This is a genomic window from Gordonia oryzae (genome assembly GCF_003797185.1).
In the GTDB taxonomy this organism is placed as follows: domain Bacteria; phylum Actinomycetota; class Actinomycetes; order Mycobacteriales; family Mycobacteriaceae; genus Gordonia; species Gordonia oryzae.
The window spans coordinates 131,388-156,520 of sequence record NZ_RKMH01000009.1 but is presented as its reverse complement, the minus strand read 5'-3'; the positions used below and the strand labels follow the sequence as shown (position 1 = coordinate 156,520).

The 25,133-nt window shown below is 67.0% G+C and carries 28 protein-coding genes; 12 read left to right on the top strand and 16 right to left on the bottom strand.

The genetic code is table 11. From position 1 onward, the window contains the following. Positions 1-38: 38 nt before the first annotated feature. The 4 genes from EF294_RS13270 to EF294_RS13255 form a co-directional block, all read right to left on the bottom strand. Positions 39-845 (bottom strand): glycerophosphodiester phosphodiesterase, encoded by an 807-nt coding sequence (locus tag EF294_RS13270; RefSeq protein ID WP_185091069.1) that lies wholly within the window; start codon positions 843-845, stop codon positions 39-41. After that, complete coding sequence (locus tag EF294_RS13265; protein WP_246007839.1) at positions 827-1,774, bottom strand: DUF4328 domain-containing protein; 948 nt, start codon at positions 1,772-1,774, stop codon at positions 827-829. The genes EF294_RS13270 and EF294_RS13265 overlap by 19 nt, the downstream gene beginning before the upstream one ends. Before the next feature lie 92 nt (positions 1,775-1,866). Beyond that, a complete protein-coding gene (locus EF294_RS13260; RefSeq protein WP_123930927.1) occupies positions 1,867-2,199 on the bottom strand; it encodes a rhodanese-like domain-containing protein in 333 nt (110 codons plus the stop codon). A gap of 469 nt (positions 2,200-2,668) precedes the next feature. After that, the gene (locus EF294_RS13255; protein ID WP_123930719.1) at positions 2,669-3,517 is read right to left on the bottom strand and encodes a S49 family peptidase; all 849 of its coding nucleotides are present in this window, start codon (positions 3,515-3,517) and stop codon (positions 2,669-2,671) included. A 53-nt stretch (positions 3,518-3,570) separates the two neighbouring features. Here EF294_RS13255 and EF294_RS13250 point away from each other — a divergent pair, with 53 nt between their 5' ends. Beyond that, complete coding sequence (locus EF294_RS13250) at positions 3,571-4,365, top strand: VOC family protein (RefSeq protein ID WP_123930716.1); 795 nt, start codon at positions 3,571-3,573, stop codon at positions 4,363-4,365. Here the strand turns inward: EF294_RS13250 and EF294_RS13245 are convergent. Beyond that, positions 4,334-5,464 (bottom strand): winged helix DNA-binding domain-containing protein, encoded by a 1,131-nt coding sequence (locus EF294_RS13245; protein WP_123930713.1) that lies wholly within the window; start codon positions 5,462-5,464, stop codon positions 4,334-4,336. The genes EF294_RS13250 and EF294_RS13245 overlap by 32 nt on opposite strands. 9 nt (positions 5,465-5,473) lie before the next feature. Then, a complete protein-coding gene (gene msrA / locus EF294_RS13240) occupies positions 5,474-6,175 on the bottom strand; it encodes a peptide-methionine (S)-S-oxide reductase MsrA (RefSeq protein WP_123930710.1) in 702 nt (233 codons plus the stop codon). Positions 6,176-6,336: 161 nt separating this feature from the next. On the opposite strand from msrA, the gene EF294_RS21470 reads away from it, so the two are divergent. Further along, the gene (locus EF294_RS21470; protein ID WP_014358428.1) at positions 6,337-6,489 is read left to right on the top strand and encodes a hypothetical protein; all 153 of its coding nucleotides are present in this window, start codon (positions 6,337-6,339) and stop codon (positions 6,487-6,489) included. A gap of 281 nt (positions 6,490-6,770) precedes the next feature. After that, positions 6,771-7,400, top strand: a complete 630-nt coding sequence (locus tag EF294_RS13235; protein ID WP_123930707.1) for a superoxide dismutase — start codon at positions 6,771-6,773, stop codon at positions 7,398-7,400. Positions 7,401-7,487: 87 nt separating this feature from the next. On the opposite strand, the gene EF294_RS13230 is transcribed toward EF294_RS13235, so the two are convergent. Further along, positions 7,488-7,964: an ABZJ_00895 family protein gene (locus EF294_RS13230; RefSeq protein WP_123930704.1), complete on the bottom strand. Its 477-nt coding sequence runs from the start codon at positions 7,962-7,964 to the stop codon at positions 7,488-7,490. A gap of 247 nt (positions 7,965-8,211) precedes the next feature. Here EF294_RS13230 and EF294_RS13225 point away from each other — a divergent pair, with 247 nt between their 5' ends. Continuing rightward, entirely contained in the window at positions 8,212-8,679 is a 468-nt protein-coding gene (locus tag EF294_RS13225; protein ID WP_123930701.1) for a hypothetical protein, read from the top strand. A gap of 100 nt (positions 8,680-8,779) precedes the next feature. On the opposite strand, the gene EF294_RS13220 is transcribed toward EF294_RS13225, so the two are convergent. From EF294_RS13220 to EF294_RS13210, 3 genes are all read right to left on the bottom strand, one after another. After that, a complete protein-coding gene (locus EF294_RS13220; RefSeq protein WP_246007838.1) occupies positions 8,780-9,250 on the bottom strand; it encodes a hypothetical protein in 471 nt (156 codons plus the stop codon). 254 nt (positions 9,251-9,504) lie between these two features. Next, entirely contained in the window at positions 9,505-10,254 is a 750-nt protein-coding gene (locus tag EF294_RS13215; RefSeq protein ID WP_123930698.1) for an energy-coupling factor transporter transmembrane component T family protein, read from the bottom strand. Next, positions 10,251-12,452, bottom strand: coding sequence for an ABC transporter ATP-binding protein (locus EF294_RS13210; protein WP_123930696.1), 2,202 nt, complete (start codon positions 12,450-12,452; stop codon positions 10,251-10,253). The genes EF294_RS13215 and EF294_RS13210 overlap by 4 nt, the downstream gene beginning before the upstream one ends. 201 nt (positions 12,453-12,653) lie before the next feature. Here EF294_RS13210 and EF294_RS13205 point away from each other — a divergent pair, with 201 nt between their 5' ends. The 3 genes from EF294_RS13205 (at position 12,654) to EF294_RS13195 (ending at position 14,952) form a co-directional block, all read left to right on the top strand. Then, a complete protein-coding gene (locus tag EF294_RS13205) occupies positions 12,654-13,175 on the top strand; it encodes a peptidase (RefSeq protein ID WP_123930693.1) in 522 nt (173 codons plus the stop codon). A gap of 138 nt (positions 13,176-13,313) precedes the next feature. Next, positions 13,314-14,084 carry a TMEM165/GDT1 family protein gene (locus tag EF294_RS13200; RefSeq protein WP_123930689.1) on the top strand — a complete coding sequence of 257 codons (771 nt, stop codon included), beginning with the start codon at positions 13,314-13,316 and terminating at the stop codon, positions 14,082-14,084. Between the two features lie 100 nt (positions 14,085-14,184). After that, positions 14,185-14,952, top strand: coding sequence for an SDR family NAD(P)-dependent oxidoreductase (locus EF294_RS13195; protein ID WP_123930686.1), 768 nt, complete (start codon positions 14,185-14,187; stop codon positions 14,950-14,952). 14 nt (positions 14,953-14,966) lie between these two features. On the opposite strand, the gene EF294_RS13190 is transcribed toward EF294_RS13195, so the two are convergent. Genes EF294_RS13190 through EF294_RS13180 form a run of 3 tightly spaced genes read right to left on the bottom strand, consistent with a single transcriptional unit; the run spans position 14,967 to position 17,335 of the window. Next, positions 14,967-16,217 (bottom strand): MAB_1171c family putative transporter, encoded by a 1,251-nt coding sequence (locus EF294_RS13190; protein WP_123930683.1) that lies wholly within the window; start codon positions 16,215-16,217, stop codon positions 14,967-14,969. Then, positions 16,217-16,723: a hypothetical protein gene (locus EF294_RS13185; protein WP_123930680.1), complete on the bottom strand. Its 507-nt coding sequence runs from the start codon at positions 16,721-16,723 to the stop codon at positions 16,217-16,219. Before EF294_RS13185 ends, EF294_RS13190 begins: the two co-directional genes overlap by 1 nt. Positions 16,724-16,780: 57 nt before the next feature. Further along, positions 16,781-17,335 carry a helix-turn-helix transcriptional regulator gene (locus tag EF294_RS13180; RefSeq protein WP_123930677.1) on the bottom strand — a complete coding sequence of 185 codons (555 nt, stop codon included), beginning with the start codon at positions 17,333-17,335 and terminating at the stop codon, positions 16,781-16,783. A gap of 356 nt (positions 17,336-17,691) precedes the next feature. On the opposite strand from EF294_RS13180, the gene EF294_RS13175 reads away from it, so the two are divergent. Continuing rightward, positions 17,692-18,408 (top strand): hypothetical protein, encoded by a 717-nt coding sequence (locus EF294_RS13175; protein WP_123930674.1) that lies wholly within the window; start codon positions 17,692-17,694, stop codon positions 18,406-18,408. Here the strand turns inward: EF294_RS13175 and EF294_RS13170 are convergent. After that, positions 18,337-20,070 (bottom strand): TM0106 family RecB-like putative nuclease, encoded by a 1,734-nt coding sequence (locus tag EF294_RS13170; RefSeq protein ID WP_123930923.1) that lies wholly within the window; start codon positions 20,068-20,070, stop codon positions 18,337-18,339. The two genes, EF294_RS13175 and EF294_RS13170, sit on opposite strands and share 72 nt — an antisense overlap. A 183-nt stretch (positions 20,071-20,253) precedes the next feature. Here EF294_RS13170 and EF294_RS13165 point away from each other — a divergent pair, with 183 nt between their 5' ends. The 3 genes from EF294_RS13165 to EF294_RS13155 all read left to right on the top strand — a co-directional run bounded on the left by EF294_RS13165 (position 20,254) and on the right by EF294_RS13155 (position 22,310). After that, positions 20,254-20,967 carry a DUF6474 family protein gene (locus EF294_RS13165; protein WP_123930671.1) on the top strand — a complete coding sequence of 238 codons (714 nt, stop codon included), beginning with the start codon at positions 20,254-20,256 and terminating at the stop codon, positions 20,965-20,967. A 131-nt stretch (positions 20,968-21,098) separates the two neighbouring features. Then, positions 21,099-21,830, top strand: coding sequence for a hypothetical protein (locus EF294_RS13160; RefSeq protein ID WP_123930668.1), 732 nt, complete (start codon positions 21,099-21,101; stop codon positions 21,828-21,830). A 60-nt stretch (positions 21,831-21,890) separates the two neighbouring features. Further along, the gene (locus EF294_RS13155; protein ID WP_246007837.1) at positions 21,891-22,310 is read left to right on the top strand and encodes a hypothetical protein; all 420 of its coding nucleotides are present in this window, start codon (positions 21,891-21,893) and stop codon (positions 22,308-22,310) included. Positions 22,311-22,774: 464 nt separating this feature from the next. On the opposite strand, the gene EF294_RS13150 is transcribed toward EF294_RS13155, so the two are convergent. Together EF294_RS13150 and EF294_RS13145 are read right to left on the bottom strand one after the other, a co-directional pair. Further along, complete coding sequence (locus tag EF294_RS13150; RefSeq protein WP_123930662.1) at positions 22,775-23,647, bottom strand: alpha/beta fold hydrolase; 873 nt, start codon at positions 23,645-23,647, stop codon at positions 22,775-22,777. Between the two features lie 82 nt (positions 23,648-23,729). Beyond that, a complete protein-coding gene (locus tag EF294_RS13145; protein WP_123930659.1) occupies positions 23,730-24,575 on the bottom strand; it encodes a helix-turn-helix domain-containing protein in 846 nt (281 codons plus the stop codon). 70 nt (positions 24,576-24,645) lie between these two features. On the opposite strand from EF294_RS13145, the gene EF294_RS13140 reads away from it, so the two are divergent. Next, positions 24,646-25,104 (top strand): DUF3224 domain-containing protein, encoded by a 459-nt coding sequence (locus tag EF294_RS13140; RefSeq protein WP_123930656.1) that lies wholly within the window; start codon positions 24,646-24,648, stop codon positions 25,102-25,104. Positions 25,105-25,133: the final 29 nt, after the last annotated feature.

Here is a 25,133-nt window from a genome sequence, read left to right as displayed (position 1 = left end):
CGAACGCCAACGGCACCGACGCGTGCGCTTGCTGCATGTCAATCGACGGTGACGAGCCAGTCGCGCACCTTCTGCGGATGGTTGGTGGCGATCCAGCGGACACCGAGGTCGGCACACAACTGGACGTCGGCCTCCTCATCGACCGTCCAGCAGTAGGTGACGCGGCCCGCAGCGGCAGCCTTGTCGACAAGTTCGGGATGCATCCGCAGCGTCTCCACCGACGGCCCGATGCCGGTCGCACCGACGGCAGTCGCGGCGCTGCCGCCGAGGACACGCGCAGTCTCGCCGAGCAGGATGGTCGGCAGGATCGGCGCGTGCCGGCGGATTCGCCACACGCCCGCCGAAGAGAACGAGATGACCACGGCCCGACTGTGATCCGCCGACGGCGGGGTCGCCACACCAAAGTCGTGCAGGGTCGACAGCAGCTGTTGTTCGACGAGACTGCCGAAGCGCACCGGATGCTTGGTCTCGATGAACAACCGGACCGGGCGACGCCAGTCCAGGGTTAGGGTCAGCAATTCGGCGAGGGTCAGGACCTCGGCCGGACCACCCCCGGTGTGCCAGCTGCCGAAGTCGAGTTCGCGCAGCTGCGCCAGCGTCATCTCGCTGACGATGCCGGTGCCGTCGGAGGTGCGGTCCACCGTGCGGTCGTGAATGCAGACCAGCTCGTGGTCGGCGGTCAGTCGGACGTCGCACTCGAGCCCGTCGGCACCTTGTTCGAGCGCGAGTTCGTACGCGGCCAAGGTGTGTTCGGCCACCGCCGCAGACGCACCGCGATGCGCAACGACGGCCGGTTTACCCGACCTTGAGACCTGCTCGGCGACGTTCACGCGACCACCACCCATCGGTGTGCGGGGACCGTTGGTTCGGCGGAACTCACCGAGAACACCGCGGGCAACCGATGTGCGGCCCAGAAGGCGAACGCCGCCGAGACCGCCGCGGTGAGCGCAACCATGAACAGCGCGTCCGCACTGGTTTGGATGGAGCCCGATGCCGCCCCCACCCACCAGGTGATGACGGTGAGCACCGCGATCGTGTTGACCACCGTCCAACCGACCCAGAGTTTGCGCAGCCGGATGCGTGCGGCACTACGCGCGACGTCGTCGAGCATCTCGGCGGGTTCACCTAACAGCAACGCTGCACCGGCTACGTTGACGAGCGGAATCGCGGCCAGCGGAATGCTCTGCCACCGCGGCCGCGGGTCGAAAAATCCTCGCACGCGGTATGTTTCGGTTCGCACAGCCAACAGCCACCGGACGAAGGCAACGATCGTATAGACGGATCCGGCAAGCGCGAGCAGTCCGGCGGACAACACCAGCACCGTGCTGAGACCGATCAGCCAGCCGGGCAGCGTCGTCGATCGGTTGATCACCAGCAGGAGATACCGGAGCAGGTGCGCACACGTCGACGCGACGAACGCGGCCCCGGCGATCTGCAAGGCGCCGGTCAGTGCCATTCCCAGGTGGGCGGGAGAGTTGCGCGGTTCGCCCTCGGTCACCGGGGTGTCGACGAGACCCCACCGAGGTAGGTAGACATACCGCGGGATCAGCCGCGGGCCGGTGCGCCGTGGCGGTCGCTGCGGCGGCAGGGTGTCGTCCGGGCGGCGGGCCACCCATCGCACTCGACGGCCGCCGTACATCCGTGGCGGACCGGTAGGTGGTCGCGGACCGGACGGCTGCCGGGCCGGAGGGCGGTAGGCGGCGGGACGCGGCGGCGCACTGGGCGACTGCTGGTAGGCGGCGACGAGCGCGGCGGCCTCGACGTCGGAGGCCACGAGGGTCAGCGGGCCGCCGCACCGGGGACAGCGGTCGCGTCCGTCTCGGTGCGGAGCCTGGATTCGGCAGCGCGGGCAGAGGTCGAGCATCCTCAGACCGGCCCTGATTCGCACTCCACCGGCTTGCCGTTCTCGCGCCAGGCCAGCATCCCGCCACGCACACAGCTGCCGTCATAGCCGACCTGCAGCAGGTATTGAAGGACACGCATCGACCGACCACTGGAGTGACAGATGACGTAGAGGTCGGTGTCGGGGTCGATCTCGTCGAGTCGACCGGGGACCTCTCCGAGGGGGATGTGGAGGGCACCGCGGACGTGGCCGTCGGCCCACTCGTCATCCTCGCGGACATCGAGCAGTACCTTGCCGGCGGCGGCGCTGAAGTCATCCGGCAGCTCGGTCACGGGAACCTGTGGAATCTCGCCCATGCTCACCAACCCATCGTCGCACAGGCGCGGCGATACCGACCGCGCCGCCGCACGACGATGGTCACCTCCGGCGCGTCGGTCCGGCCGACGAGTCGACGCAGTACACCACCGACTTGACAGCCGTCGATATCCAGACAGCGCTCTATGTATGTCTACATAACGCTATCCACATGCACGTCCGCGCCCCCTGTGACCTGAAGCACAGCAGACCATCAAGGTGTGGATGAGACTGTGGAATATGTGGAGAACTGCACACGGTCGACCGACCCGGCCGTGACGGCGGTCACGAGTTCACAACAGCAGCGCGTCAAACAGTTCACGACAGTGCAGCGCATGAGCGAAATGCGGAGTGCGCATTCATCCCCATTACCTGTGGATAACGTGGGGACAACAGTCAACCGGTCGGATGATGCGCATCGCATCAGCACGAGTACGGCCCGGTGTCGCAACGGCAGAGCGATGGCCCGGGTCAGCGTAGGCGCACCTCAGTGGCGCGTTCGAGCGCACTCAGGGCGCCGCCGATCAGCTCCTCGGCGACCACCGATGCGCGGACCTGATCGCCGACGATCCGCGTGAGCAACGGTTTGGGAGCGTCGACGACGGTGATCTCGGCATCGGGATAATGCTCGGCCACTACCGATCGCATGACCCCGACGCCGTCGACGAGTCCGAGTTCGGCGGCCCGCTCGCCGATCCACACGTCCCCCGTGAACAGGACCTCGTCTGCGGCTGCGAGTCGTTTGCCGCGGCGCTGGCGCACCCACCGGATGAACGTGTCATGGAGTTGGTGCTGCAGACCACGCAACCACTCGACGTCGTCGGCCTTCTCCGGCGAGAAGGAGTCGAGCCGCACCTTGTTCTCGCCGGCCGAGTACAGACGCCGTTCCACCCCGAGCCGACCGAGAACGTCGACGAACCCGAATCCGGACGACACCACTCCGATCGACCCGACGAGCGAGGTATGGGCGGCGTAGATCTCATCGGCCGCACACGCGATCCAGTAGCCGCCCGAGGCGACGATGTCCTCGCAAAACGCCAGAACGCGCACGCCCTTCTCCGAGGCGAGTTGCCGAATACGTTCGGCGATGTACTCCGACTGCGTCGGCGACCCCCCCGGGGAATTGATGACGATGACGACCGCGCGCAGGTGCTCGATGTCGAAGGCGCGCGAGAGAACCGGCTCGACACTCGTCGTCGACAATCCCGCCCGCCCCGGCCCGCCGTGGCCGATCACCCCGTCCAGGCGCACCACGGCGACCTTGCCCGACCGCTTGTGCGCCAACTTCTTCGCTATCCGCCCCAGCGGTCCACGGCTCATCTCACCGAGCCTAGGGCATCGTTCGCATTGGGTCGGCACCCTAGACTGCTGACGTGCAGATCCGCTGGCTCACCGCGTTCCTGGACTTCGGCGCGTCGGTCTTCGGGACCGAGGTCACCTATTGGCGCGCGATCACCGGATCGACGGTGTCGCCCCCGCGCGGTGAGCACCGCGAGTTCGCCACGCTCGAACCCTTCAGCGGAGATGCCCACCTGCGGGTACAGCGGATCCGGGACGGCGACGGTGGCGTTCACCTCGACATCCATGTCGATGATCCGAGGGCCGCGGCGATCGAGGCAGACGAACTGGGGGCGAGGATGGTCGCCGATCATCCGACCCATCTGGTCTACGACTCGCCCGCTGGTATGCGCTTCTGCCTGGTGCCCGCGGCGGGTTCGCCGCGTCGCGCCCGCCCGATCCGATGGCCGGAGGACACGATCTCGATCATCGACCAGATCTGTATCGATGTAGCGGCACCGCTGTTCGATCGCGAAGTCGTCTTCTGGTCACGGTTGACGGGCTGGCCGACGCAGCGGCGGGCCCGTGCCGAATTCGTCGCGCTTCGCCGCGACCCGGCGTTGAGTCTCGGAATATTGTTGCAGCGCTTGGATTTCGCCGACAATTGCGACGAGGGCGCCGAGATCAAGAAGGGCGCCGATACCCGCAAGGTCCCTGGGCGCGCGTCGGCCCATCTCGACCTGGCCACCACATCGGTCGACGACGAGGTGGGCCGCCACGAGGACTGGGGCGCCCGCGTCGTGGCCCGGTACCCGTCATGGACGGTGATGACCGACCCGGGCGGCAGGCACTACTGCATCACCGACCGGAATCCTCGGACGGGTCAGTGACATGAGACTCCGCACCATCGACGCGGCTGTCACGCACCCACTCCTCGAGCCGGGAGATTTCCTCGTCGAGTTCGGCCCGCACCCCGTGGCCCGGAGTGCCGAAAAGGGCTGTCTCCACGGTCCCGGTGCCCGGCGGTATCCGCCAGGTGCCGGCCAGCCGGCCGTCGAGAAGGACGAAGCCCGGCGAGCGCCCGTTGGGGGTGACGGTCCGTGCGAACAGGTCGTCGTCGGCGATACGGGCCCGATCACCCTGGGCGACGAGGACGTGGTCGAACGGCGCGATCAGCCGGACGGGCGCGGGCTCGTCCTCGTCGGCGAGGTCGAGACCTTCGAGGTCGTAGAGCGTCTGCCCCTGAGGTCCGGTGTAGGCGGTCAGCTCCCACTCGCGCTCCATCTGTTCGATGAGCGGACGTAACCCCCTGAGCCCCGACCACTTTCCGATCGCGGCGATCGACGCCGGGCCGAAGCCGCGCAGGTAGAGCCGGATCAGCTCGCAGCGCGCCTCCTCGCCGTCGAGCGCCGGATGGCCGGGACCGATCCAGTCGTCGAGAAGCGCATAGGTCGGGCGGCCACTGCCGCGCCAGAGTCCCCGCGGCGGGACCTGCACCAGCGGCAGCGCACATCGTGCCATCCCGGTCAGCGTCGACGGCTTTTCCGCGGGATGCCGTTCGGCGAGAGCGCGTCCGAGCTCGTCGCCGCCGATCGGGCCGTCGCGCAACAACTCCCGGGCATCATCGATCACCGCGATCGGGGTGCTCGACGCGAGTGTGGAGGCGTGCGCCGACCACAGTTCGCCGTCGAGGACCGGCTGCGCGAGGGGCCGAATCCAGCGGGCATCGGCGCCGTCGATGAGGAAGACGGTACCGCGCAGCAACGCCATCCGCACGACCTCCCGGTCGGTGAGCAGCTCATCGAGTTCGTCGGGTGTGAAACGCTCGATGCGGCACTGCAATCCGAAAAAGGCGGCTCTCGGGTCCTGTGACTGCATGCCGACGAGCCGGTCGATCACCTCGATGGCGTCCTCGTCGGCGCGGTCGAGTAGGTGTTGACGACGCAGCAGTGTCCGATTCCACTGCCCCGCAGTAATGGATGGGGGCACCGCCGCGGCTCAGGACGGGTAGGCGATGCCGGTGGCCGCGTGGCAGCGATACCCGTGCGGGTTCTTCGCGAGGTACTGCTGGTGATAGTCCTCGGCGTAGTAGAAATGCCCGTCACCGGCCCGCTCGAGCGCTGCGATCTCGGTGGTGATCGGCCCCAGACTGGCGTCGTCGAGTGCTTTCTGGAAGGTGGCCGCACTCGCCGTGGCCGTCTCGGCGTCGGTATCGGAGAGGGTGAAGATCGCCGAACGGTACTGGGTGCCGATGTCGTTGCCCTGCCGCATCTCCTGCGTCGGGTCGTGGTTCTCCCAGAAGATCTGCAGGATTTTTTCGAGGCTGACCTGCGTGGGATCGAAGACGACCAGCGTCGACTCCGTGTGCCCGGTGCGAGCGGTGCAGGTCTCCTCGTAGGTCGGGTTGGGTGTGTAACCGCCGGCGTAGCCGACCGCGGTGGTCCACACCCCCGGTACCTGCCAGAAGATCTCCTCGACACCCCAGAAGCAACCGCCGGCCAGGACCACCGCCGAGAGCCCGTCGGGAAAGATGCCGATGCCAGGACCGTCGTCGGCGGATTCACCACGCATCGGGCGGTGCAACACGATGTTCTCCGCGGCGAGCGGGACCGGCGTCGCACGGCCCGGCAACGCCGCTTCGGCCGAGATCAGCTGCTGCTTTCCGGAGCGGGAGGTGAGGAGCTCGTCAAGCCACGACATGGGATCGAGTCTACGCGGGCCACCGAGGGCGAGGTTGAGCCCGAACTGCCAGTGTGTTTATGATGGCGAAGACGGCTGTGATATCCGTCACTGAGAAGTCCGGCTCGACAGCCCCGAGGCGCCTGGTCCACCACGCGACCCGCAAACCCGTAAGGACGACGATGGCCACTGATGCGACCCACGATCTTCGTCCGTCGCTCACGCGTGGCCAGTCGATCCCCCGTCCCACCTACAACGTTCGCTCCTCGTGCATCGGCATCGGTCTGAGTATCTTCGCGCTCGTCGTGTTGCTCGTCGCGCTCGCCCTCTGGTGAGGGCGCAGCATCCGAAGCGATTCGCTCACAGCGAATCGATACTCGTTATGAATCCCGCACATCCATTGTGCTTCTTGGGTTCTCGTTGACCGCACCTCGTCAATACCTCAACCCTGCCTGAACTTTGTTGGGCCGTGTTTGTTGCATTCCCACAAACACTGGGGAAGGCTGGAAGCATCCGCGAGGCGGCGTCCACCCTGGGCGATCACGCACGCGTCGATAGTGAAAGCAACACCCGAACGGCATGTGCCCAAGGGGGTATGTGCGCAGAGAGGATTACCGTGGCCGAATACACCTTGCCGGATCTCCCGTACGACTACGCGGCACTGGAGCCGCACATCTCCGGCAGGATCATGGAGCTCCATCACGACAAGCACCACGCGACCTACGTCAAGGGCGCGAACGACACCCTCGACAAGCTGGCCGAGGCTCGTGCAGACGGCTCGATCGCCGGCAAGGTCTACGGACTGTCGGCAACCCTGTCGTTCCACCTGGGTGGCCACACCAACCACTCGATCTTCTGGAAGAACCTGTCACCGAACGGCGGCGACAAGCCCGAGGGCGACCTGGCCGCCGCCATCGATGACCAGTTCGGTGGCTTCGACAAGTTCCAGGCCCACTTCACCGCCGCGGCGACCACGCTGCAGGGATCAGGCTGGGCGATCCTGGGCTACGACACCATCGGTGGCAAGCTCGTGATCCTGCAACTGACCGACCAGAGCGGCAACATCCCCGCCGCGATCATCCCGGTCGTCATGCTCGACATGTGGGAGCATGCCTTCTACCTCGACTACCAGAACGTCAAGCCGGACTACGTCAAGGCGTGGTGGAACGTGGTCAACTGGGCCGACGCCGCCGAGCGCTTCGGCCGGGCGACCAGCCAGGGCAAGGGCCTCGTCGTCCCCGCCTGAGTCTTCGTCCTCACCGCAAACGGCGGCCGACCCGATGGGTCGGCCGCTGTTTGCGATTCGGCCACTGTCAGTGGCCCGGACAGGGTCTCACCGTCTACCGCCACGTCGCGCGGCCTGTCGCGCCCGTCGCCTCCGCCCGGCCGCATACTGCCTGCTGGTGTACCACCCGTAGCCGACGTAGATGGCGCCGTAGCTCAGTGCCAGCACCACCAGCCCACCCACCACCATCACGATCCAGTGCGATCCGTCAGATGCCTCGGCCATGACCCCGGAACGGCGGAAGAACGTCACTACAAGTGCCATCCCACCGGCCACCACCGTTCCGGCGAGCACAATGACGAAAGACCGGTTCGTCAAGAACCATCGCTCTTGCCGGCTCGGCAACCGGTCGTGGTCCGCGACGAACCGACTGCCCGCGGCACTCGCCGCTAACATCGGCGCCAGCAATATCACACCCCAGGTCGCAGGCCCGCCGAATACCGCAGCCACTGCCATCGCGACAGCGCTCATCACCACTGCCACCAGGGCGCAATAGCCGGCGAAATACACCAGATAGCTCCGCATGTGTTCATGATGGCAGATCGGCCATGCGAGATCACGCATGCTTCGTCCGGCAATTCCGGAGTGATCCACGTCGCGACATCACGCAACTGACGGGCTTCCCCAGTTCTGTTGCCATACGGCGCTTTTCGGCCGAACGGACGACGTCGAACAGAGATGAATGGGCCGAACAACCGATATCGGCCTCATCACCGAGGCGGTTATCGTCGCACTGCTCTGTTCACCGTGACGTTCCCTCGAAGGAGAACTCGTGCCCTCTCGCACCATCCACGCCCTGGCCGCCACGGCCCTGTCGGCAGCCGCTTTGACCGTCGCCGCCCCCGGTCTGGCCCAGGCCGACGGAACCCAGGACCCGGCCTATAGCGGCCCGGTCACGCCCTGCGATGTCGAAAACACGCCGCGCTCCGGAGGCTACGCCGCCGAACCGCAGACTTTCCCCAAGAGCATTGGTCGGACCGGCCCCACGTCATTCGTGCTGAACTTCGATGCAGAGGACGAACCCGACAGGTTCGATGTGATCTATCAGAACCAGCAGATCGCCACCACCGGATGGCGCGGTTCCGAGTCAGCGAACACGTTCCATCGCCCCCTGGCGGGACCGGGCTCAGGAAGTATCCGAGTCGCAGTACCGCGGGGTTCTTCCTCGGTGGTCACGGTACGGGTCACCACAGATTCGAGAAGCACGGTCTGGCAATTCACCGCTCAGTGCCCGAACTGACGACCCCCACCACCGGTCCACTCACAACCACCGCCGCACTCGTCCAGTGATCGCCACATGCGCGAGGTGTACGTCGCGGAACTCCGGTCGAGAACTGCGGTCAGCGGCAGTCGCGACCTGAAGGCAACGACCACAGCCGATGACAGCGCCCTGATCGGGTAAGCGCCATGAGTTGATCCGCGTACCAGTACGTCATCACTGGGAACGGGTCTAGCGCTATCGGAAGGATGAGCACACCGAGGACGAGAACGACTCCCCGCGCCATCTCGAGTACGGCCATCACACACCCGAACAGGGCTGTGGTGCGACTCAACACGTGGTCGGAGAACGCCGTGAAGTACGCCGGGACAGCCGGATTCAATGTCGAACTCCCGACGAGTCCAATGTCGACGGAGCCGAATCCCGCGCGGTATTTCAGCACGCCCTCATCAAGCCACAGCACACCGAGCCACAGCACACCGAGCGCCACCCGGACCACGGTCGCCGGCAACCAGCCGCGCACCTGGCGGGTGGCGCTCAGTCTCCTCACCAACACCGCCACACACGCCCCGGCGGACTCGGAGATCCTCATCTGTGTGGACTGCGTCGGGGACGGTTACCCTCACCCTCAACGTCCTCGACCACGCGACCGCGACGCCACCGAGGACCCGTACGAGTCTTTCGAGGTCGGGGGAAGGGGCGAAACACCCCCGGCAGCGGCGCCGGGGCATCAGCAGGAGCCGGGCTCGGACTGGCGATCGTGCACGAGATCGTCGGTGACCTGTCGGCGAGGTCGCGCCGAGAACATCGACGACCGGTTCCGGCTCGCCGTGGCACTCCCGACGCTCAGAGCATCACCGTCGCCGTGATCGCCCCGGCGCAGGCGACGGCAACGATGCCGAGTACCACCCAGTCTCGCCGGTGCGGTCGGGACGGATAGGCGGTGAGGCGGCCGGTTCCGCCGCGTGCGGTGATCGCCTCGGCCATCTCCTCGGTACGGCGCAGCGCCGAACTCATCGCCGCCACCACCATGTCGATGATGCCCATCTCGGCGGCCGGATGTCCGGAGTCGGCGGGTGCGGTCGGACGCAGCCGGTGTGCCGCGCGCAGCAGGCGCAGCTCCTCGATCAGCATGGGCAGGCCACGAAGGCAGAGCGCGATCGAGACGGCCCATTCATCGACCGGCAGGCGCAACCATCGCAGCGGTCGCATCAACGTCGCGATCGCAGGAGCAACATCGGCGAGCGGCGTCGTCCAGATGACCAGGATGGAGATCGCCACCACCACAAACCCCATCGCGGTCACGCGAGCGAACACAACCACTGCGGCAACACTGACCGCGGCATTGACGGCCGCCCCGAGGAGCAGCAGCCCCCAGAACCACCACGGCGGTCGTGGGATCGCACCCAAGGGGATGCCGGCGATCAGCGCGGTGATCACCAGCACCGCGGCGACCATACCGAGCGCCGGCCACGACGGCAGTACCCAGGTCATCACGCTGAGCAGGAGAACCACGAGGAGCTTCGTGCCCGCCCATAGCCGATGGATCACCGAGTCACCGGGCACCTGACGCAAAGGCACCGTACGCATGGTCATTCGTGAGACCTCTTTCCGCGGAACAGCGTCGGCCGGGCGGCGTCGGTCACCTCGGGCTCGTGGGGGTTGATGTCGAGTGCGCGACCGTCGTCGACGTGGTCGGTACCGCCTTCGGTGAGGACACCGCCGACCAGATGGACGCGACGATCACAGACCTCCCCGAGGGAGGCGAAGTCGTGGGAGATGATCACGATCGTCATACCCGCCCGCCGCAATCCCGCGAGCACGCCGATGACCTCGGTGCGGGCACCGGGGTCGAGACCGGCCAGCGGCTCGTCGAGGACGAGCACCTCCGGCCGGCGGGCCAGCAGACCGGCCAGGACCACCCGGCGCATCTGACCACCCGAGAGCGAGTCGGTGCGGGCGGCGGCGATTGAACGCGGGAGTCCCACCGATTCCAGGGCTTGCGCCACCTCGGTGGTACCGACCTTCTCGCCGCCGGCGGCCATGATCTCCTCGCCGACATTCTGCTTCTGGATCTGCAGGCGCGCATGCTGGAAGGCCAGCCCGACCTCGCCGACCTTGCCGGCGACCTTGGCCCAGTCGCCGTCGGCGAGTTCGCACGTGCCCTCCGACGGCTCGATGAGCCCGGCCATGATCCACGCGAGAGTCGTTTTCCCCGAACCATTTCCGCCGACGATGAGCAGGCCGTCACCACGATCGATCGTCAACGACACCGCGCTCAGTGCCCGCACCTCCCACGGCGAACCCGCGAGATAGGTATGCCCGACGTTGGTCAGCCGCAATAGCGGCGCGCGATGGCCGATCGCGTGGGTCTCCCCGACGGTCTCCGGCCGCGCCTCGCCGCCCGGTCCGGCGGCGGAAAACCACGTCGGCGATTCTCCGACGACCCGACCGTCGACGATGTGCACGACGCGGTCGGCGGCGGCGGCTTCCGAGGCACGGTGGGTGATCAACACGACGGCAACGCCGCGGGTGCGCGGCAACGCGGTGAGCAGCGCCATGATCTCCTCGCGGCCTTGCGGGTCGACCATCGACGTCACTTCGTCGGCGATGAGCAACGCGGGATTGCGGGCCAACGCCCCGGCGATGGCCAGGCGCTGCTGCTGGCCGCCGGACAGATCCGAGGTCTCGCGTTCACCGAGCCCGGCCAGTCCCACCTCGGCGAGCAGCGCCTCTACGTCAACGACGGCGTCCGCGGGCAGACCCCAGACGACGTCGTCAGCGACCCGGGAGCCGAGCATCTGCGTCTCCGGGCGCTGCAACACCATGGCGGTACCGCCGAGGCGACCGAGGCCCGCAACACCTGGACGGGTCAGGGTACCCGCCGACGGGTGTCGTCCGGCCAGGATCTTGGCCAGCGTCGACTTGCCCGATCCGTTGGCGCCGACGACGGCGATGAACTCACCTGGCTCGATACTCATGTCAATGCCGCGCAGGATGCGCCGAGCGCCGGATTCGTAGGAGAACTCGACATTGCGCAGAGTCATCGGCAGAGGGGCGATGACTGTGTCGTCACCGACGGTGCCGATCACACCGCGAACCTCCGCGTCGCCGGCGTCGAGGGTGTCCTCGCTGGGCACGTCGGAGAGCCGCTCGATCACCGCCCCCAGAATCCACCAGGCCACCACGATGGTGAGGAAGGTGCCGAGAGCCCCCGACACCAGAATCCACAGCCACCACCAGTCGACGATACTGGCGCGGAAGCTGTTGATTCCGTGGGCGATTCCGTCCCCGATCGACGGAATCTTCCCGATCCACCGGGCCGCGCCCTCGAGAGAGTTGGACAACGCGGCCAGCACCAGCTCACGCAGGGGTGTGAGGATCAGCAGGATCAGCACTGTCACCGCCGCCACGACGGGCGCCACGATGATGCCCGCGGCCAGCATCGTCGGCACGCCACGGCCGCGTCGTTTGAGTTCGCCGATGATGCCGCCGAGGACCGCCGAGCCGAACACCGACAGCGCGGCACCACTGCCGGCCATCGCGAAGGCGACCCCGGTGGTCGCGACCGTCGCCGCGACGGTGGCGCGCGGGCGCGTCCGGGCGGCGATCAGAGCCAGCGGTACCGGGGCGAGTACCCGCACCGCACTGGCCAGTGGGATGACCGCGGCGATGACGACGGCGGCCACGGCCAACCCGCCGAAGATCGCGATCGAGGATATCTCGACCGGGCGCAGCGGTCCGCGGGGTGCACTCGGCTTCCCCGCCGAAGGTGTCTCGGTCGTTCTTCGCACCCCACCAGTGTGCCTGGACGTGCTGGGCAACCAGCTGCGGCTTCGGCGCACACGGTCCCCAGCAGGCTGCGAACGTGAAGTGTAAAAGTACCGTCACATCGCGGTGATTCGAGTTGTCGCGCCGCTGGGAAGGGTGGATATTTTCTTCACCGGCTTCTTCGCCAGCCGGTTCAGGTAGTACCTCGCCAGGAGGGAGTCACCATGCAGTCCACCGCGATCGGACTCACGCCGGTTCACCAGGAAGGCGAACTCAACGGCATCCTCATCTCCGGCCGCTGGCCGGAATCGACCCTCGAATGGACCCAGACCTTGGTGGCCTCGGTCCGCATCGCCTGCCGGCCCGGATTCCTGCCCACCACCACGATCTTCGGCGTCGTCGAGGAGCGTCCCGAGAAGGCCGCCGACGACGCCGTCGGGATGATGGTCGCCGTCGGCAACGTGGTCGACGACAGCTTCCTGGAGGCCGGGCGCTTCCTCACCAATCCGCCTGCCCTGCTGATGCTGCATCCGCCGTCACGGACCCGTCCGTCGTTGCCGGAGTGTTCGCAGGTGGCCTCGGGGTGTGTGCTGCTGCCCGGACTGCCCGAACTCGGCCTCGAGCACCGTGCCGGATGGGCCGAGGCCGAGGCCGACGGCACCGTGGTGAACCTGCGCAATCAGGTCGGAATCGACCCTGGCGCCGACCCGGACACCGCGGTGCTGGCGATGCTTCTCGCCGCGTAAGCCGCCCACACTTCCCGCACTGCCGTCCGGATCGGTTGTTAAGGGTACCCAAACTCTCGTTTTTGTGCCCCCTACCTGGGCAAATACGGCCATGCGAGACGTTGCGGATGGCACTGAGGCCTGGCTAACCTGGCCCTCATGATTGCTGCTCTCCTGGTGAGCTTTGGCGTGATCTTCGTCGCCGAACTCGGTGACAAGTCGCAGCTGATGGCGATGACCTACGCCCTACGCTACAAGTGGTGGATCGTTCTCGGCGCCATCACCGTGGCGACCACCGCCGTCCACGCGGTGTCGGTGTTCTTCGGCCATTTCCTGGGTCTGTCGATCCCGTCGGACATGCTGTCGATCTGCGGCGGCCTGGCGATGCTGATCTTCGGCCTGTGGACACTGCGCGGCGACGACCTCGACGACGAGGAGAAGACCAAGGCCGACCGCGTGGGCGCCTCGGTCTTCCTGGCGGTGATGTCGTCGTTCTTCCTCGCCGAACTCGGCGACAAGACGATGCTCGCGACCATCACCCTGGCCACCGATAACGACTGGTTCGGCGTGTGGATCGGTTCGACGATCGGCATGGTCGCCGCTGATGCCCTGGCCATCGTGGTGGGCATGCTGCTCGGCAAACACCTGCCCGAGCGCGTCATCGCCCTCGGTGCCGCAGTGCTGTTCTTCGTCTTCGCCGGCTGGCTGCTGTTCGAGGGTCTTACCGCAGCGAGCACCCCGGTGGTCATCGGGACCGTGACCGCGGTGGTCGTGCTCGTCGGCGTCGGCTCGGTCTACATCGGTCATGTCCATCGGCGACGCCAGGCGGCCCAGGCGGCCGACCACCAGGCGTCCGATCGGCACGATCGTGATCAGAATGTGCTTGATCACACACCCGATCAGCCGAGTCACACCGATGGGTCCCGATAGCCAGCCGGCCACGACATACCCTAGGGTGTTCGGGAAAACACCGAACGAACGATCGGCCAGGGATGTTCGGCCTCTGGTCGGACCCGAAAGGACATGCAAGATGGACGTCTCCGGCTCCTCCGTCATCGTCACCGGCGCCGCCTCCGGCCTCGGTGCGGCCACCGCGGCCCGCTTCGCCGCCGCCGGCGCCGAGGTCTTCGGCCTCGACCTGCAAGCGGGCATCGACAAAGCGACCGAAGACGGTGCGCCGGGCGGTGTGAACTTCATCGCGACCGATGTCACCAGTGAGGCCGAGGTGTCGGCGGCCATCGACATCATCGCCGAATCGGGCGCCCCGCTGCGCGTCGCGGTCAACTGCGCCGGAGTCGGCTGGGCGTCGCGCATCCTGAGCAAGAAGGGCCCGCACGATCTCGATCTGTTCCGAAAGATCATCGACATCAACCTCATCGGCACGTTCAACGTGATGCGGTTGGCCGCCAACCGCATGCAGCAGGAACCGGCAGTCGGCGACGGCGCTCGTGGCGTCATCATCAACACCGCGTCAGTGGCCGCGTTCGAGGGGCAGATCGGTCAGATCGCCTATGCCGCGTCCAAGGGCGGCGTCCATGCGATGACAATCTCGGCGGCCCGCGATCTCGCCCAGGTCGGCGTGCGCGTGTGCACGATCGCGCCGGGCACCATCAAGACTCCGATGCTCGCCGGGATCACCCCGGAGTTCCAGAAGACCCTCGCCGAGGGCATCCCGTTCCCGCAGCGCCTCGGCGAGCCCGACGAGTACGCCCAGCTCGCCGAATTCATCGTCGCCCACAACTACCTCAACGGCGAGACGATCCGGATGGACGGCGCACTGCGCATGGCGCCCCGCTGAGGACCCTTCGACCCTCAGGGCCGGTCAACGCGAGGCAGGCCGGCGCCCTGGGGATCGGTCGGCGAATCCTGTTCGCCAACAATTGAATCCACCGAAAGACCCTCGTGCTCGCCGTCGTCCTCGATGCCGGGGAGGGCGGCCACGGCCGCCGACAGCTCCAGCAGAGGCGCCGCGTCGCCCTCGAGACAGTCATCGAGAGCGGGTAACAGGGCACGCACTGCCCCTGATCGAACCCCCTCGGCTTTGCGTCGCTCGACCGCCATCCGCACCATTGCGGCACGGACATCGACGCCTGCATAGTCGAAGGCGTCGGAAAGGAACGGGCTCAGTTGCGCAAGCGCGTCGCGGATCTCGACCACCCGGCGATGTAGCAGGGCCGTCGGCGACATACGTCCAGGATCGGGCAGAACCACTTCAGGTACCGCGTCGGTCACCAGATCCCACAACGGCAACAGGTTCTGCGCGGCCCGACGGCGCCGACGATTCGCGGTGAGTCCCTGCCACTTCGAACGCCCCATGGGGTAACTGATCCCGAACAGGAACCCGACGACGCCGAGCACCTCAAGCCATCGGCTGGCTTCCAGCAGCCACGACGCGTCGATCACGCCGGTCGCGTTGCCGACCACATAGATGATCTGCACCACAGAGCCGATCGCCAGCAGCCCGAGCCCGGCAATCAGCAGGATCAGCGCGGTGCGCATATAGCCGTCGGCGTGCGTCAGGTACTTGGCAACGCTGCGCACACAGGCGAAGAACCCGTAGGCCAGATAGCCGCAGGCGATCAGATAGAACAGCGCGTAACCCCAGTTGGACAGCGTCCAATGACTCAACGACGCATCCCGCATTTCCTCGGGCATGAACGACAGGCTGACCTGGAGCCCGATCAGTGCCGCGACGAGCGGGACGGCCTCGACGCCGGCACGCCGTTCCCGGGTCACCGAGCGGCCGGGATAGAAGAACACGACGATTAAAGCGGCCACGCCCAGCGCCAGCAGGCCGTACAAGACAACCCGCGAGGCCCCGGCGAACACACAGTCGTCGAGGGTATGCGCGACCGAGTCGTTATCGACGACAAAGGCCAGGGTCAGCGCCGTCACCGCCACCGTCATGGCGAAAGCCTGCAGGCCACCACCGTGCCGACGGAGTTGGTCGATCCGCCAGCACAACGCCGCAGCGAAGATGACCAGCGCGAGCATGTTGATCACTGCCGGCGCAGTCAGCCATCGCGTGAGCAGGATCTCGGCGGCCAACGGGTGCACCGACATCACAGCCACCCCTTGTGGCCTCCGAGAAGGCGCTGCAGCCCGCGGATCTCCGGGTCGGCGGCACTATGCCCGATGCCGTCGCTGGCCTTGGCCGCCCACGTGAGGATCATCGACGCCAGGGTCTCGGCTTCGCGTTCGCGGTCGTCGCCGTAACAGGTACTCCGAAGCGACGGGCCGGCGTCGGCATCACTGAGTCCGGCCAGCACCTCCGGCGTGCCGGCGAGAATCTGATGGCCCGCGATGAGGTGCGCGAACTCGTGGATGACTATCTGATCACGATGCCAGCGGGTGGTGTTGACCTGATGGACGAAGTAGTCGGCGTCTTCGGCGGCCAGCCACACCCCGTTGGGCACTCCTGCCGGGAGCGGGTGTGCGATGAGGCGGATCGGCCGGCCCCTGCGTTCGCCGAAGCGGTCGCAGAGCTGATCAACATCGAGCGGCAGGTCGAGATCGAGCGGGGCGAGTACCGAACGGCACAACGACCACATCTCGCGCGAACTACGCATCGGACACCCCTCCCTCGTCGTGGCGGAGCGGGCCCGCGGCGACGACGGAGATCGGTCCTAGATCTCCTTGCCGCCGCCGACGCGCAGCCGCGCGTCGGCCTGCTCTTCGGTCAACCCTGCTGCCACAATATCCGGCGGGTCCTTCGGCAGACCCTGCTGCTCGCGCAGAACCTTGATGAGCTCGTTGACCACGGTCACCGAATCGCTGGACAGACCGGCCAGTCGAAACGCCGCGAGCTGTACGTTCGTGTCGGCTTGCAGGCGCATCAGGTCGATCTCGTCGCGGGTGCGCTGGGCCGCGCGATCCTCCAAGAAGTAGTGCACATCCACACCGAACGCGGCCGCGATCCCTTCGACCGTGCGGAACGACGGCGACTTGGCCTTACCCGAGCGCAACTGGCTCAGATAGGACTCGCCGAGTCGGAATCCGCGCTCGGTCGATCGCGCCGCGATCGCCTTGGCGCTGTACGCGCGGCCGTTGGGCCCCGGTACCGTGCGGAACAGCTCTTCCAATCTGCGCGCGAACAGGCCGGGGTCAGTGTCGACCGGCTTGTCTTTGTCGAGCGCCCCCGTCGTCGAACCTGCGGGCCGTTGATCGCCTCGTGACGTCATACCTTCTCCGAAACCTGAAACTTGCATGTGCAAACATTAAAGACCGTAAACCCGAGATTCCGCAACGGCAGCTAGAATCAAATTCTGCCCGACCGCGCCCTCGGGCTCCACTTCAGCCGCGCAGCCAGCACGACTGAGACATTTGTGGCGTTGATCACAGTGCATGTGACAGGGGTCGATTATCCGTGATCAGACTGTGATCCTACAGTCACCGATCAGTGGATACGAGACAAACACGGCCGCGCGGACAGTGCTCGGCGGACCCTGGTGGGCGGACCCTGGTGTGATGGATCGACCCTGATGGATCGACGACGAAATCCGGCGGTCCACCCGACGAAGTGAGGAGAGACCAAGTGATGGCACGACACCGCACACCGACGCCGCGGCGTCATCGCCGTGTGCGGTTTCTCACGCTGCTCGCCACTCTGATGCTGATGCTCGGCGTCGGAGTCGGCGTGGCCGTCGCCTCGCCGCCGAGCGGGACCGGCCCGTCCGGCGGAGTCTGGATCACCTGCTGCTCCATGACGCAGCCGACCGGAAACGGTGATCAGTTGCCCAGTTCGTCCGGATCGTCCTCGTCCACCCCGTCGGGGTCGGCGCCGTCGGGCAGCAGCGGCGGCGGAGTCCCACCCCACCCCGCGCCGACGACCTACGGCCCGCCGACTGTCTCCACATCGACGGGCAACACCGTGAACCCGCGACGTGAGAGAGCCCGGCCGACGATAGCCACACCCGCACCCGCCGCACCGGTCGTTCCCCTCGCACCGCCCGCCGCAGGTGCCGGTGGTGCGGACGCGCTTCCCGGCCCAGCCACTCCGAGCACGGGCCGATCAACGCCGAACTCCGCTCCGACGGCTTCTCCGGCGCCGGCCTCACCCGCACCGCGCGCCACCTCTCCGCGGCCGATCCAGTCGGTACCGCAGGCGGCACCCGCCCCGGAACCGGAGGCCACCCTGGCCGGCGTCGGCGGCTTCTTCAGCGCTATCGCGCCCGGCCTGTTGCTACTGCTCGGCGCCGTCGCGCTGGTCGGCACCGGGCCGTTCCTCGATGCCCTGCGTTCGACGCGCCTGTGACCGTCGACGCAGCGTCAGCAGCTCGTCTTGATAGGGGACTCGGCGGGCGAGGTCGGGATCGGCCCAGTCACCGTCCATCCATTCTCGCAGCACCTTGGTGGCACACACGTCGTCCTCGTTGTAGGCCAATAGCCGATCACGTTGGGAGAGATCGAGTTCGGTGGTGCCGATCGCGACAGCCCGCGTGTACCAATCCATCGACGCCGCACCCCCGGCCTCGTCGTCGCGCCAACTGAAACCGGCGACGGGAGCGATCTTCTTCAAGCCTTTGCCCTGCGGGCACACGAAATTCGCGCTCACCGCCTCATAGATGTCGACCCACTCGGAGGAATCGATGAACGTCTGGACCGCGGCCCTCGAAGGGATGCCTGGTATGCCGGCGAACCGATCTGCCGTGGAGAGCAACCACCGGTTCTCCGCCTGCTGCGAATAGCAGTAGGCAGCAAACGTTTTCCCACTGTCGTGCGCGGCCTGCCGTTCAGCGTTGAGCCACGCCCAGAATTCTGCGAACGATCGCGCCTCGTCGGCAGTCGGCAGCGGCTGCCAGGTGACGAACGGCCGATAGCGCACCGGTCGGTCGCGGTCGACGTTGTCGGTGAGTAGCGTGCCCCACAGGTAGGCGCCGTCCTCTCCGTAACTCTCCATGTCGACGTCCACCTCCACGTCGGCCCGCTGCACCAGGGGTCGTTCGACGCGGCGCACGAGGGGCACGTCGGCAAGCCAGGCGATCGCGTTGACCACGGCATCGTCAAAGGCAACGTTCGACGGCCACGACTGCGGCGCCGGCCCCTCGTACCGAGCGAGCTGGTCGACGGTCCGGATACCCACCTCGGTCAGGGTGTCGGCCTGCCCCGAGGAGACCACGAGGCTGATGTCGCGGCGCGCCTCGAGTTCGGGACCACATTTCTCCCACCACGGGCAGCTGCGGCACTCGGAGACCCGGCGCGGTGTGGTCCGCACCGATTTCGCGGCGACGTTCTGCCGCCGCTCGAACACCGACCGGTAGTCGGGCAGCGTCGTTCCGATGCGGTGCACGACGATGCAATCGATGTCCAGTCCGATCACCCCGCCGCACAGGTCCGGCTCGTCACGCGTCGGGGCCAGCCCCTCGTCGAGCAACATCTGGGTCAGGTGAGCCAGACGTAGCTGGTCTCGACGATGGTTGCGGATGGTGCGGTGTGGGTCGGGGGTCGGCACCCAGCCCCACAGCGGGCTGGTCATCAGCGCCGCCGTGCCCTCGGCGGGCGCACCGCGTCGCGGCTTGGCCGCATACGACGCCCGATGATTCACCACGATGATCGGGAGATAGCCGTCGTCGACGCGGACGAGAAGTTCCGAATGTCCCCGACGACCACGGTCGGGGTCGATCGGCAGCGTCGCATTCCAGATCCACTGCGCGCCCTCCTGGCATGCCCGTACCGTCCGCGCCGCCCGCTGTGCCGAGGAACCCTGGCCGACGGTGACGAACGTGTTCGGTGACTGGTCGCTGTGGATGGCCCGCAGCAGGTCACGGACACGATCCCGATGCAACGCCGCAGCCTCGGTGCGACGCGCGGCCTCAGGTGTCCGCGGACGGTCTCGGATCATCTCGGAGTACGCGGAATCCAGGGCGAGGCGATGCTCGCACCCGGCGAGGTCCCGGGCGTGCAGCAGGCTCACCACCGTCGTCGCCACCTCCTGCAGTCGCCCGTTGTGCGGTATCGCCCGTCACAATCTGTTTTCCGAGCCTATGTAATGCTTGTGTCGGTGGGTTCACCATCGCGGTCACGCGCGGCATGTCGCGGTCGTGTAGGTGAGCCCGTACAGGTGGACAACGACTCTGCAGTCCCAGCGAAAGGTGCCCCGATGGGTGTGTTCTCGTCCGACGGTAGAAGCCGTGCCGAACGGCGGGCCGAGGCCAAAGCACTCAAGGCCAAGGCGAAACTCGAGGCCAAGTTCGAATCCAAGGATCGCCGCAAAGCCGCCAAGGCCACCCGCAAGGCCGAGCATAAGCTGCGGGGCAAAGAGCTCAAGGTCGAGCAGAAGACTGCAAAGAAGGCCGCCAAGGCCACCCGCAAGGCAAGCAAGGCGCAGGTGAAGGTCGCACAGGCCGAGGCCAAGACGGTGGCCGCGAAAGCGAAGGCTGCCGCTGACGCCAAGCCCTACAGCCCGGCGAGCGTGCGCCGCTATCTGACGGTCGGACGGCTCGTCGCACCGATCGTCGCACCGGTGGTGTATCGCGCCGCGGTGGCCGCACGGGCCCGGTTCTCGTCGATGCAGGCCGAGCGGGTCGGCGTCGCGCCGGACGTGCTGCGTCAGTTCTCCGGACACGGTGCGAGCCTCGCCGCACGGATTGCCACCGCCCGCACTTCACTAGACAAGGTGGCCGCCCAGGACACCACCGCCGATGCCAAGGCCTTCGTCGATGCAATCGGCAAGCGTCTGGACAACCTCGCCATCGCGGTGGACGCCGCCGAGGCGATGGCGGCGGGACAGCGGCGCACCGCACACCGCGCGATCGAGGACGAACTCGGGGCGATCGACGCCGACATCCTCGCGAGGCTCGGCGTCCGGTCCTGAGCAATGTCGGCACCGCTGGCGGCGTCGTGAAGTCGGGGTAGTGCTCACGACGGGGGTGTCCGTGTCCGTTGTGGGTACATGTCTAGGATTGGTTTCGCCACGTCAGCGCTACGCGAGGGAGCGACCGCACCATGACCGACCCGGACTCGAACAAGGCGCGCTCATCGTCCGAAGGCCGGATGGCCGGGAGTGGCGAGCCGGAATCGGGTTCGGACGCGGCCGGTCACCGCACACCGGCCAAAAGGATCGCAAAAAAGAGCCCGGTGAAGAAGGCCCCCGCCAAGAAGGCTCCGCCGAAGGCCGCTGACGTCGAGGAAGCCCCCGCCGACGAAGCCTCCGCACACAAGCCGGCAGCCAAGAAGGCGCCCGCGAAGAAGGCACCGGCAAAGAAGGCCGCGGCGCGCAAGGCCGCTCCGAAGAAGGCCGCCGCCGAGAAGGCACCAATGAAGAAGGCACCGGCGAAGAAGGCACCGCCCACCAAGCGGCCGTCACCGAGCGCGGGCATCGCGCCGGCCAAGAAGGCGCCGCCCAAGTCTGTTCCCCCGGCACCGGAGCCGGCACCGGCCCATGCCCCCGTCGAACCCGAACTGCCCTTCGGCGAGCCGGCGGTCGCCGAGCCCACCACCGAAGCTGTCACGTCACGTCCCTCGGCTTCCGAGCAGCCTGCGTCCGCAGAATCCGACAGCACGGCGATCATCGACGTCGTCGCAGAATCCGATGCTCAGCGAGCCACTTTCGCCCAGCTGCGCGCGGGCGCCCCCACGGAACTCCCCTTCCCCGTTCGTGTGCCGGTCGTCGTCGGCGGCGGCCTACTCACCGTTGTCCTGCTCCTCATCGAGGCATTGAGGCGTCGGCGGAGCTGACCGACCCTGGTCGCGGTTCGGTGTCTCTGGTGCCTGCTCGCCGCGTGCGCTCTGGCATTCGTGATCTGGGCGGCGTATCAGCCGGTCGGTTTCGTGTCCATGGGATGCGGCAAGGGCGGTGTACTGGAGGAGACGGGCACCCGACCCGGCGCCACATGTGAGGATTCGACCTTCTCTGCGCTCGGGCCGTGGCCGTTGATCGCATTGGGTCTGGCACTCGCCGTGCCCCCGATCGGGGCAGCGTTCGTCATGCGGTGTTGGGTGTCGTGGCTGGTGGTACCAGCGATGTTGGTCGTATCCTTTGTTGGGCTTGCCAATTGGGCCTTCTTCTGGGGGTTGCTCACCCTCGCCGGGGTGCCGATGGCCGTCCTGTCGCTCATCATCGCCGGCGCACACCTCGGCGTGAAAGCGCTCCAGGACTCGCAACGCGCACGCACCGACAGCACGGGGTCGCTTGGAGAGGTTCTGCGGCGAGCGTAGCCGTGAGCCAGCAGCGTGGAGACGAAACCAGCATCGGTACAAGCGGTCTCAAGTCCGCTCACCTGGCGGCTCGCCACAACCCCATCGCACATCGGGGTGGGACGGGCCGCCGGGCGGGAAAGCGTCAGCATTCTTCGATGACATCGTCTTCTCCCGATGGTCGAGGAGTGAGCCGCGTGCGGCGAGCGTCGAGACCACCGGCGCCGATGCTGGGTTCGGACCATCGTGGACCGGATACCCGTCAGCGCAACGGGTCTCGGGGTGGGACGACCATCGGGGCGGAAGGGCCGAACGCCATGATTCGATGGTCGGGGCGCGAGCCGCGACCGCGAATACAGTGTCCACCGAAGTGGGCCGAAGACCCCGAAAATCGGGGTCGGATGCCCGCTCCGGTGGAAGTTGTATTCATATCAACCGCGACCATCGACTGATAGAAGAATTCCACCCACCGCGGCGCGGGCGACTCAGGCGATGCGAGCGAGGATGGCCTCGGCCACCTGTTCCGGGCGGCGTTGCGGGATCCAGTGGTCGACTCCTTCGAGGACGATGAAGTCGTAAGGGGCATCCACCATTTGGGCGCAACCGCGGGCACCCGCCCGGGACAGGTAGGTGTCTCCGTCGCTCCAGATGTGAGTGGTCGGCACCGTGACCTTGCGGTTCATCAGGCCACGATCACCGTACTTCAGTGCGCGATACCAATTGAGTCCGCCGGTCAGCGCACCGTAGTCGATGATATCGGCCTGCAGCTGCTCGGCGAAGCCGGGCGGACCGAATCGTGCCGCCCGCGGGTTGGACATGCCTTTGCTGAGCGCCCATTCCGCGAATCCCGGGATCTGAAACACCCCCATGTACCACGACCGCAGCAGCTGGCCGCGCGGCATCGCGCGCAGATAGGCCCCCGGATGCGGAACCGCGAGTGCGGTCAACGTGGCGACACGATCGGGGTGGTCGGCGGCGACGGCCCACGCCACTCCCGATCCCCAATCATGACCCACCAGATGGATTTTCGGGGCATCCAGGGCATCGGCCAGCGCGATGACGTCGCGGGCGAGCTCAGAGATCCGGTAATCACGGACGGCGGCCGGACGCGCCCGCGGGGAGTATCCGCGCTGATCGGGGGCAACAGTGCGGTAGCCGCGCTCGTTCAGGATCGGGGTGACCAGGTTCCAGCACGAGGCGCGTTCGGGAAAACCGTGCAACAGCACGATCGGGATTCCGGCGCCCGGCACCTCCCCCGACCCCACACGGCCTGAGTCGATCACGTCGAAAACATATCCGTCCCTGCCGAATTCACTGATCCGGCCGGTCTCGCCGGTATTGCTGTCGTCCGTCATCATGCCTCCCGTCCATGACCGCCGAAGCCGTTCCGGCGGCAGCGCACTGATCGACAGTAGCGCGTCCGGCGCTCATCGAACCCGCTCACCGTTCACTACCCCCGGTCCGCTCGGTCCGGACATAGGTGGCCGGGGGTTTCCCGACGATGCGACTGAACGCGCGCGTGAGATGCGATTGGTCGCTGAATCCCAGGCGCACCGCCGTGTCGGCCCAGTCGACGTCTCCGCCCGCATTGGCGATGGCCGCGACGTCGAGCATCCGGAACCGCTGGATGACCCACTTCGGTCCGATGCCCACGTACTCACCGAACTGCCGCTGCAACGTCCGCAGACTGACTCCTGCCTGCGCGGCGAGCTGCTCGGCACGAGTGATCGACGAGTCCTGTTCGGCCATCTCGGCGAGCGCGGCGACCTCGTCGATCACCGGGTCGTCGATGGGATCACGCTCGGCAAGCCACCGGGCGGCGATCGTCAGCAACTCGTCGTCGCCGGCGGCGGGATCCAGGAGTTGCCGTGCGATCTGACGATCGTCGACGCCGAGCACGTCGGCCACCGTGCGCACCGATCGGGTCCACGCACTCACCGGACCGTCGAGAAATCCCCGAAAACCTCCGGCACGAAACGCGATACCGAACACCTGGCCGTCGCCGGTGAGTGTCCGCGAGAACCTGCTCTCCCCCACCCCGTGCACCCAGAGCCTGCCGTCCTCGGCGGCCACGTGCACCACGGGTTGCGGAATGACCTGCTGCTCATGGGTTTCGGTGGTGGACCAGCGCACGATCCAGAAGTAGTCGACCCAGCGGGCGAGATCGGCAGGCGCACGTAGACGCGAGACCCGGAACGGCATCGCGGCGGCAGACCCGATGATCGCCCGTGGCCCACGGCCCAGCTCGGGCTGCGTGGTGATGCCGTTGTCTCCGTCCTCGCTCATCACAATCAGTGTCGGACCGATGTCGCGTTTGTACAAGACCACGCCCACACCCCGACGGCACCCTGGAGCCATGAGCACCTCATCGACCACCCGGACGCACTCCGTCACAGCCACATTCCAGGTCACCTCGTGGAACGAGGAGAAGATCTACACCACCGACGACCGCACCGTCGAGATCAGCGGCGTCACCTACCCGGCGCGGGGATTCAGTCGCGCCGACGTCGCCTACTCCTACCAGGGCGACGCCACCGGCACGAGCACCCTCGCCTACCTGCTCACCTACATCGAGGGCGCCGACGCCCCGAGTGCGGGTTTCGAGGCGTTCGAGGGTTCCATCGATGGCCACGAGGGCAGCCTCGTGCTGCAGCACAACGGTTTCCACAACGCCACCGGCGTGCACGAGCGTATCGAGATCGTCGAGGGCCTCGGCACCGGCGGTCTGGCAGCCATGCGCGGACACGCCGAGATTGATCTGACCGGCCACAGCGACGACGGCTACCCGATCACCTTTCACTACACGATGGAATGAGCAAGTGACCAGCACGGCAGCCGCGACCG

What these genes read in the sequence shown, in the direction of transcription:
- EF294_RS13215 (WP_123930698.1), bottom strand. Translation starts at nt 10,254, where the DNA reads ATGACCATGCGTACGGTGCCTTTGCGTCAGGTGCCCGGTGACTCGGTG.
- EF294_RS13165 (WP_123930671.1), top strand. Translation starts at nt 20,254, where the DNA reads ATGGGTGTGTTCTCGTCCGACGGTAGAAGCCGTGCCGAACGGCGGGCC.
- EF294_RS21470 (WP_014358428.1), top strand. Translation starts at nt 6,337, where the DNA reads ATGGCCACTGATGCGACCCACGATCTTCGTCCGTCGCTCACGCGTGGC.
- EF294_RS13200 (WP_123930689.1), top strand. Translation starts at nt 13,314, where the DNA reads ATGATTGCTGCTCTCCTGGTGAGCTTTGGCGTGATCTTCGTCGCCGAA.
- EF294_RS13195 (WP_123930686.1), top strand. Translation starts at nt 14,185, where the DNA reads ATGGACGTCTCCGGCTCCTCCGTCATCGTCACCGGCGCCGCCTCCGGC.
- EF294_RS13205 (WP_123930693.1), top strand. Translation starts at nt 12,654, where the DNA reads ATGCAGTCCACCGCGATCGGACTCACGCCGGTTCACCAGGAAGGCGAA.
- EF294_RS13190 (WP_123930683.1), bottom strand. Translation starts at nt 16,217, where the DNA reads ATGTCGGTGCACCCGTTGGCCGCCGAGATCCTGCTCACGCGATGGCTG.
- EF294_RS13220 (WP_246007838.1), bottom strand. Translation starts at nt 9,250, where the DNA reads ATGAGGATCTCCGAGTCCGCCGGGGCGTGTGTGGCGGTGTTGGTGAGG.
- EF294_RS13255 (WP_123930719.1), bottom strand. Translation starts at nt 3,517, where the DNA reads ATGAGCCGTGGACCGCTGGGGCGGATAGCGAAGAAGTTGGCGCACAAG.
- EF294_RS13270 (WP_185091069.1), bottom strand. Translation starts at nt 845, where the DNA reads ATGGGTGGTGGTCGCGTGAACGTCGCCGAGCAGGTCTCAAGGTCGGGT.
- EF294_RS13145 (WP_123930659.1), bottom strand. Translation starts at nt 24,575, where the DNA reads ATGAGCGAGGACGGAGACAACGGCATCACCACGCAGCCCGAGCTGGGC.
- EF294_RS13260 (WP_123930927.1), bottom strand. Translation starts at nt 2,199, where the DNA reads ATGGGCGAGATTCCACAGGTTCCCGTGACCGAGCTGCCGGATGACTTC.
- msrA (WP_123930710.1), bottom strand. Translation starts at nt 6,175, where the DNA reads ATGTCGTGGCTTGACGAGCTCCTCACCTCCCGCTCCGGAAAGCAGCAG.
- EF294_RS13140 (WP_123930656.1), top strand. Translation starts at nt 24,646, where the DNA reads ATGAGCACCTCATCGACCACCCGGACGCACTCCGTCACAGCCACATTC.
- EF294_RS13185 (WP_123930680.1), bottom strand. Translation starts at nt 16,723, where the DNA reads ATGCGTAGTTCGCGCGAGATGTGGTCGTTGTGCCGTTCGGTACTCGCC.
- EF294_RS13160 (WP_123930668.1), top strand. Translation starts at nt 21,099, where the DNA reads ATGACCGACCCGGACTCGAACAAGGCGCGCTCATCGTCCGAAGGCCGG.
- EF294_RS13175 (WP_123930674.1), top strand. Translation starts at nt 17,692, where the DNA reads ATGGCACGACACCGCACACCGACGCCGCGGCGTCATCGCCGTGTGCGG.
- EF294_RS13180 (WP_123930677.1), bottom strand. Translation starts at nt 17,335, where the DNA reads ATGACGTCACGAGGCGATCAACGGCCCGCAGGTTCGACGACGGGGGCG.
- EF294_RS13150 (WP_123930662.1), bottom strand. Translation starts at nt 23,647, where the DNA reads ATGATGACGGACGACAGCAATACCGGCGAGACCGGCCGGATCAGTGAA.
- EF294_RS13230 (WP_123930704.1), bottom strand. Translation starts at nt 7,964, where the DNA reads ATGCGGAGCTATCTGGTGTATTTCGCCGGCTATTGCGCCCTGGTGGCA.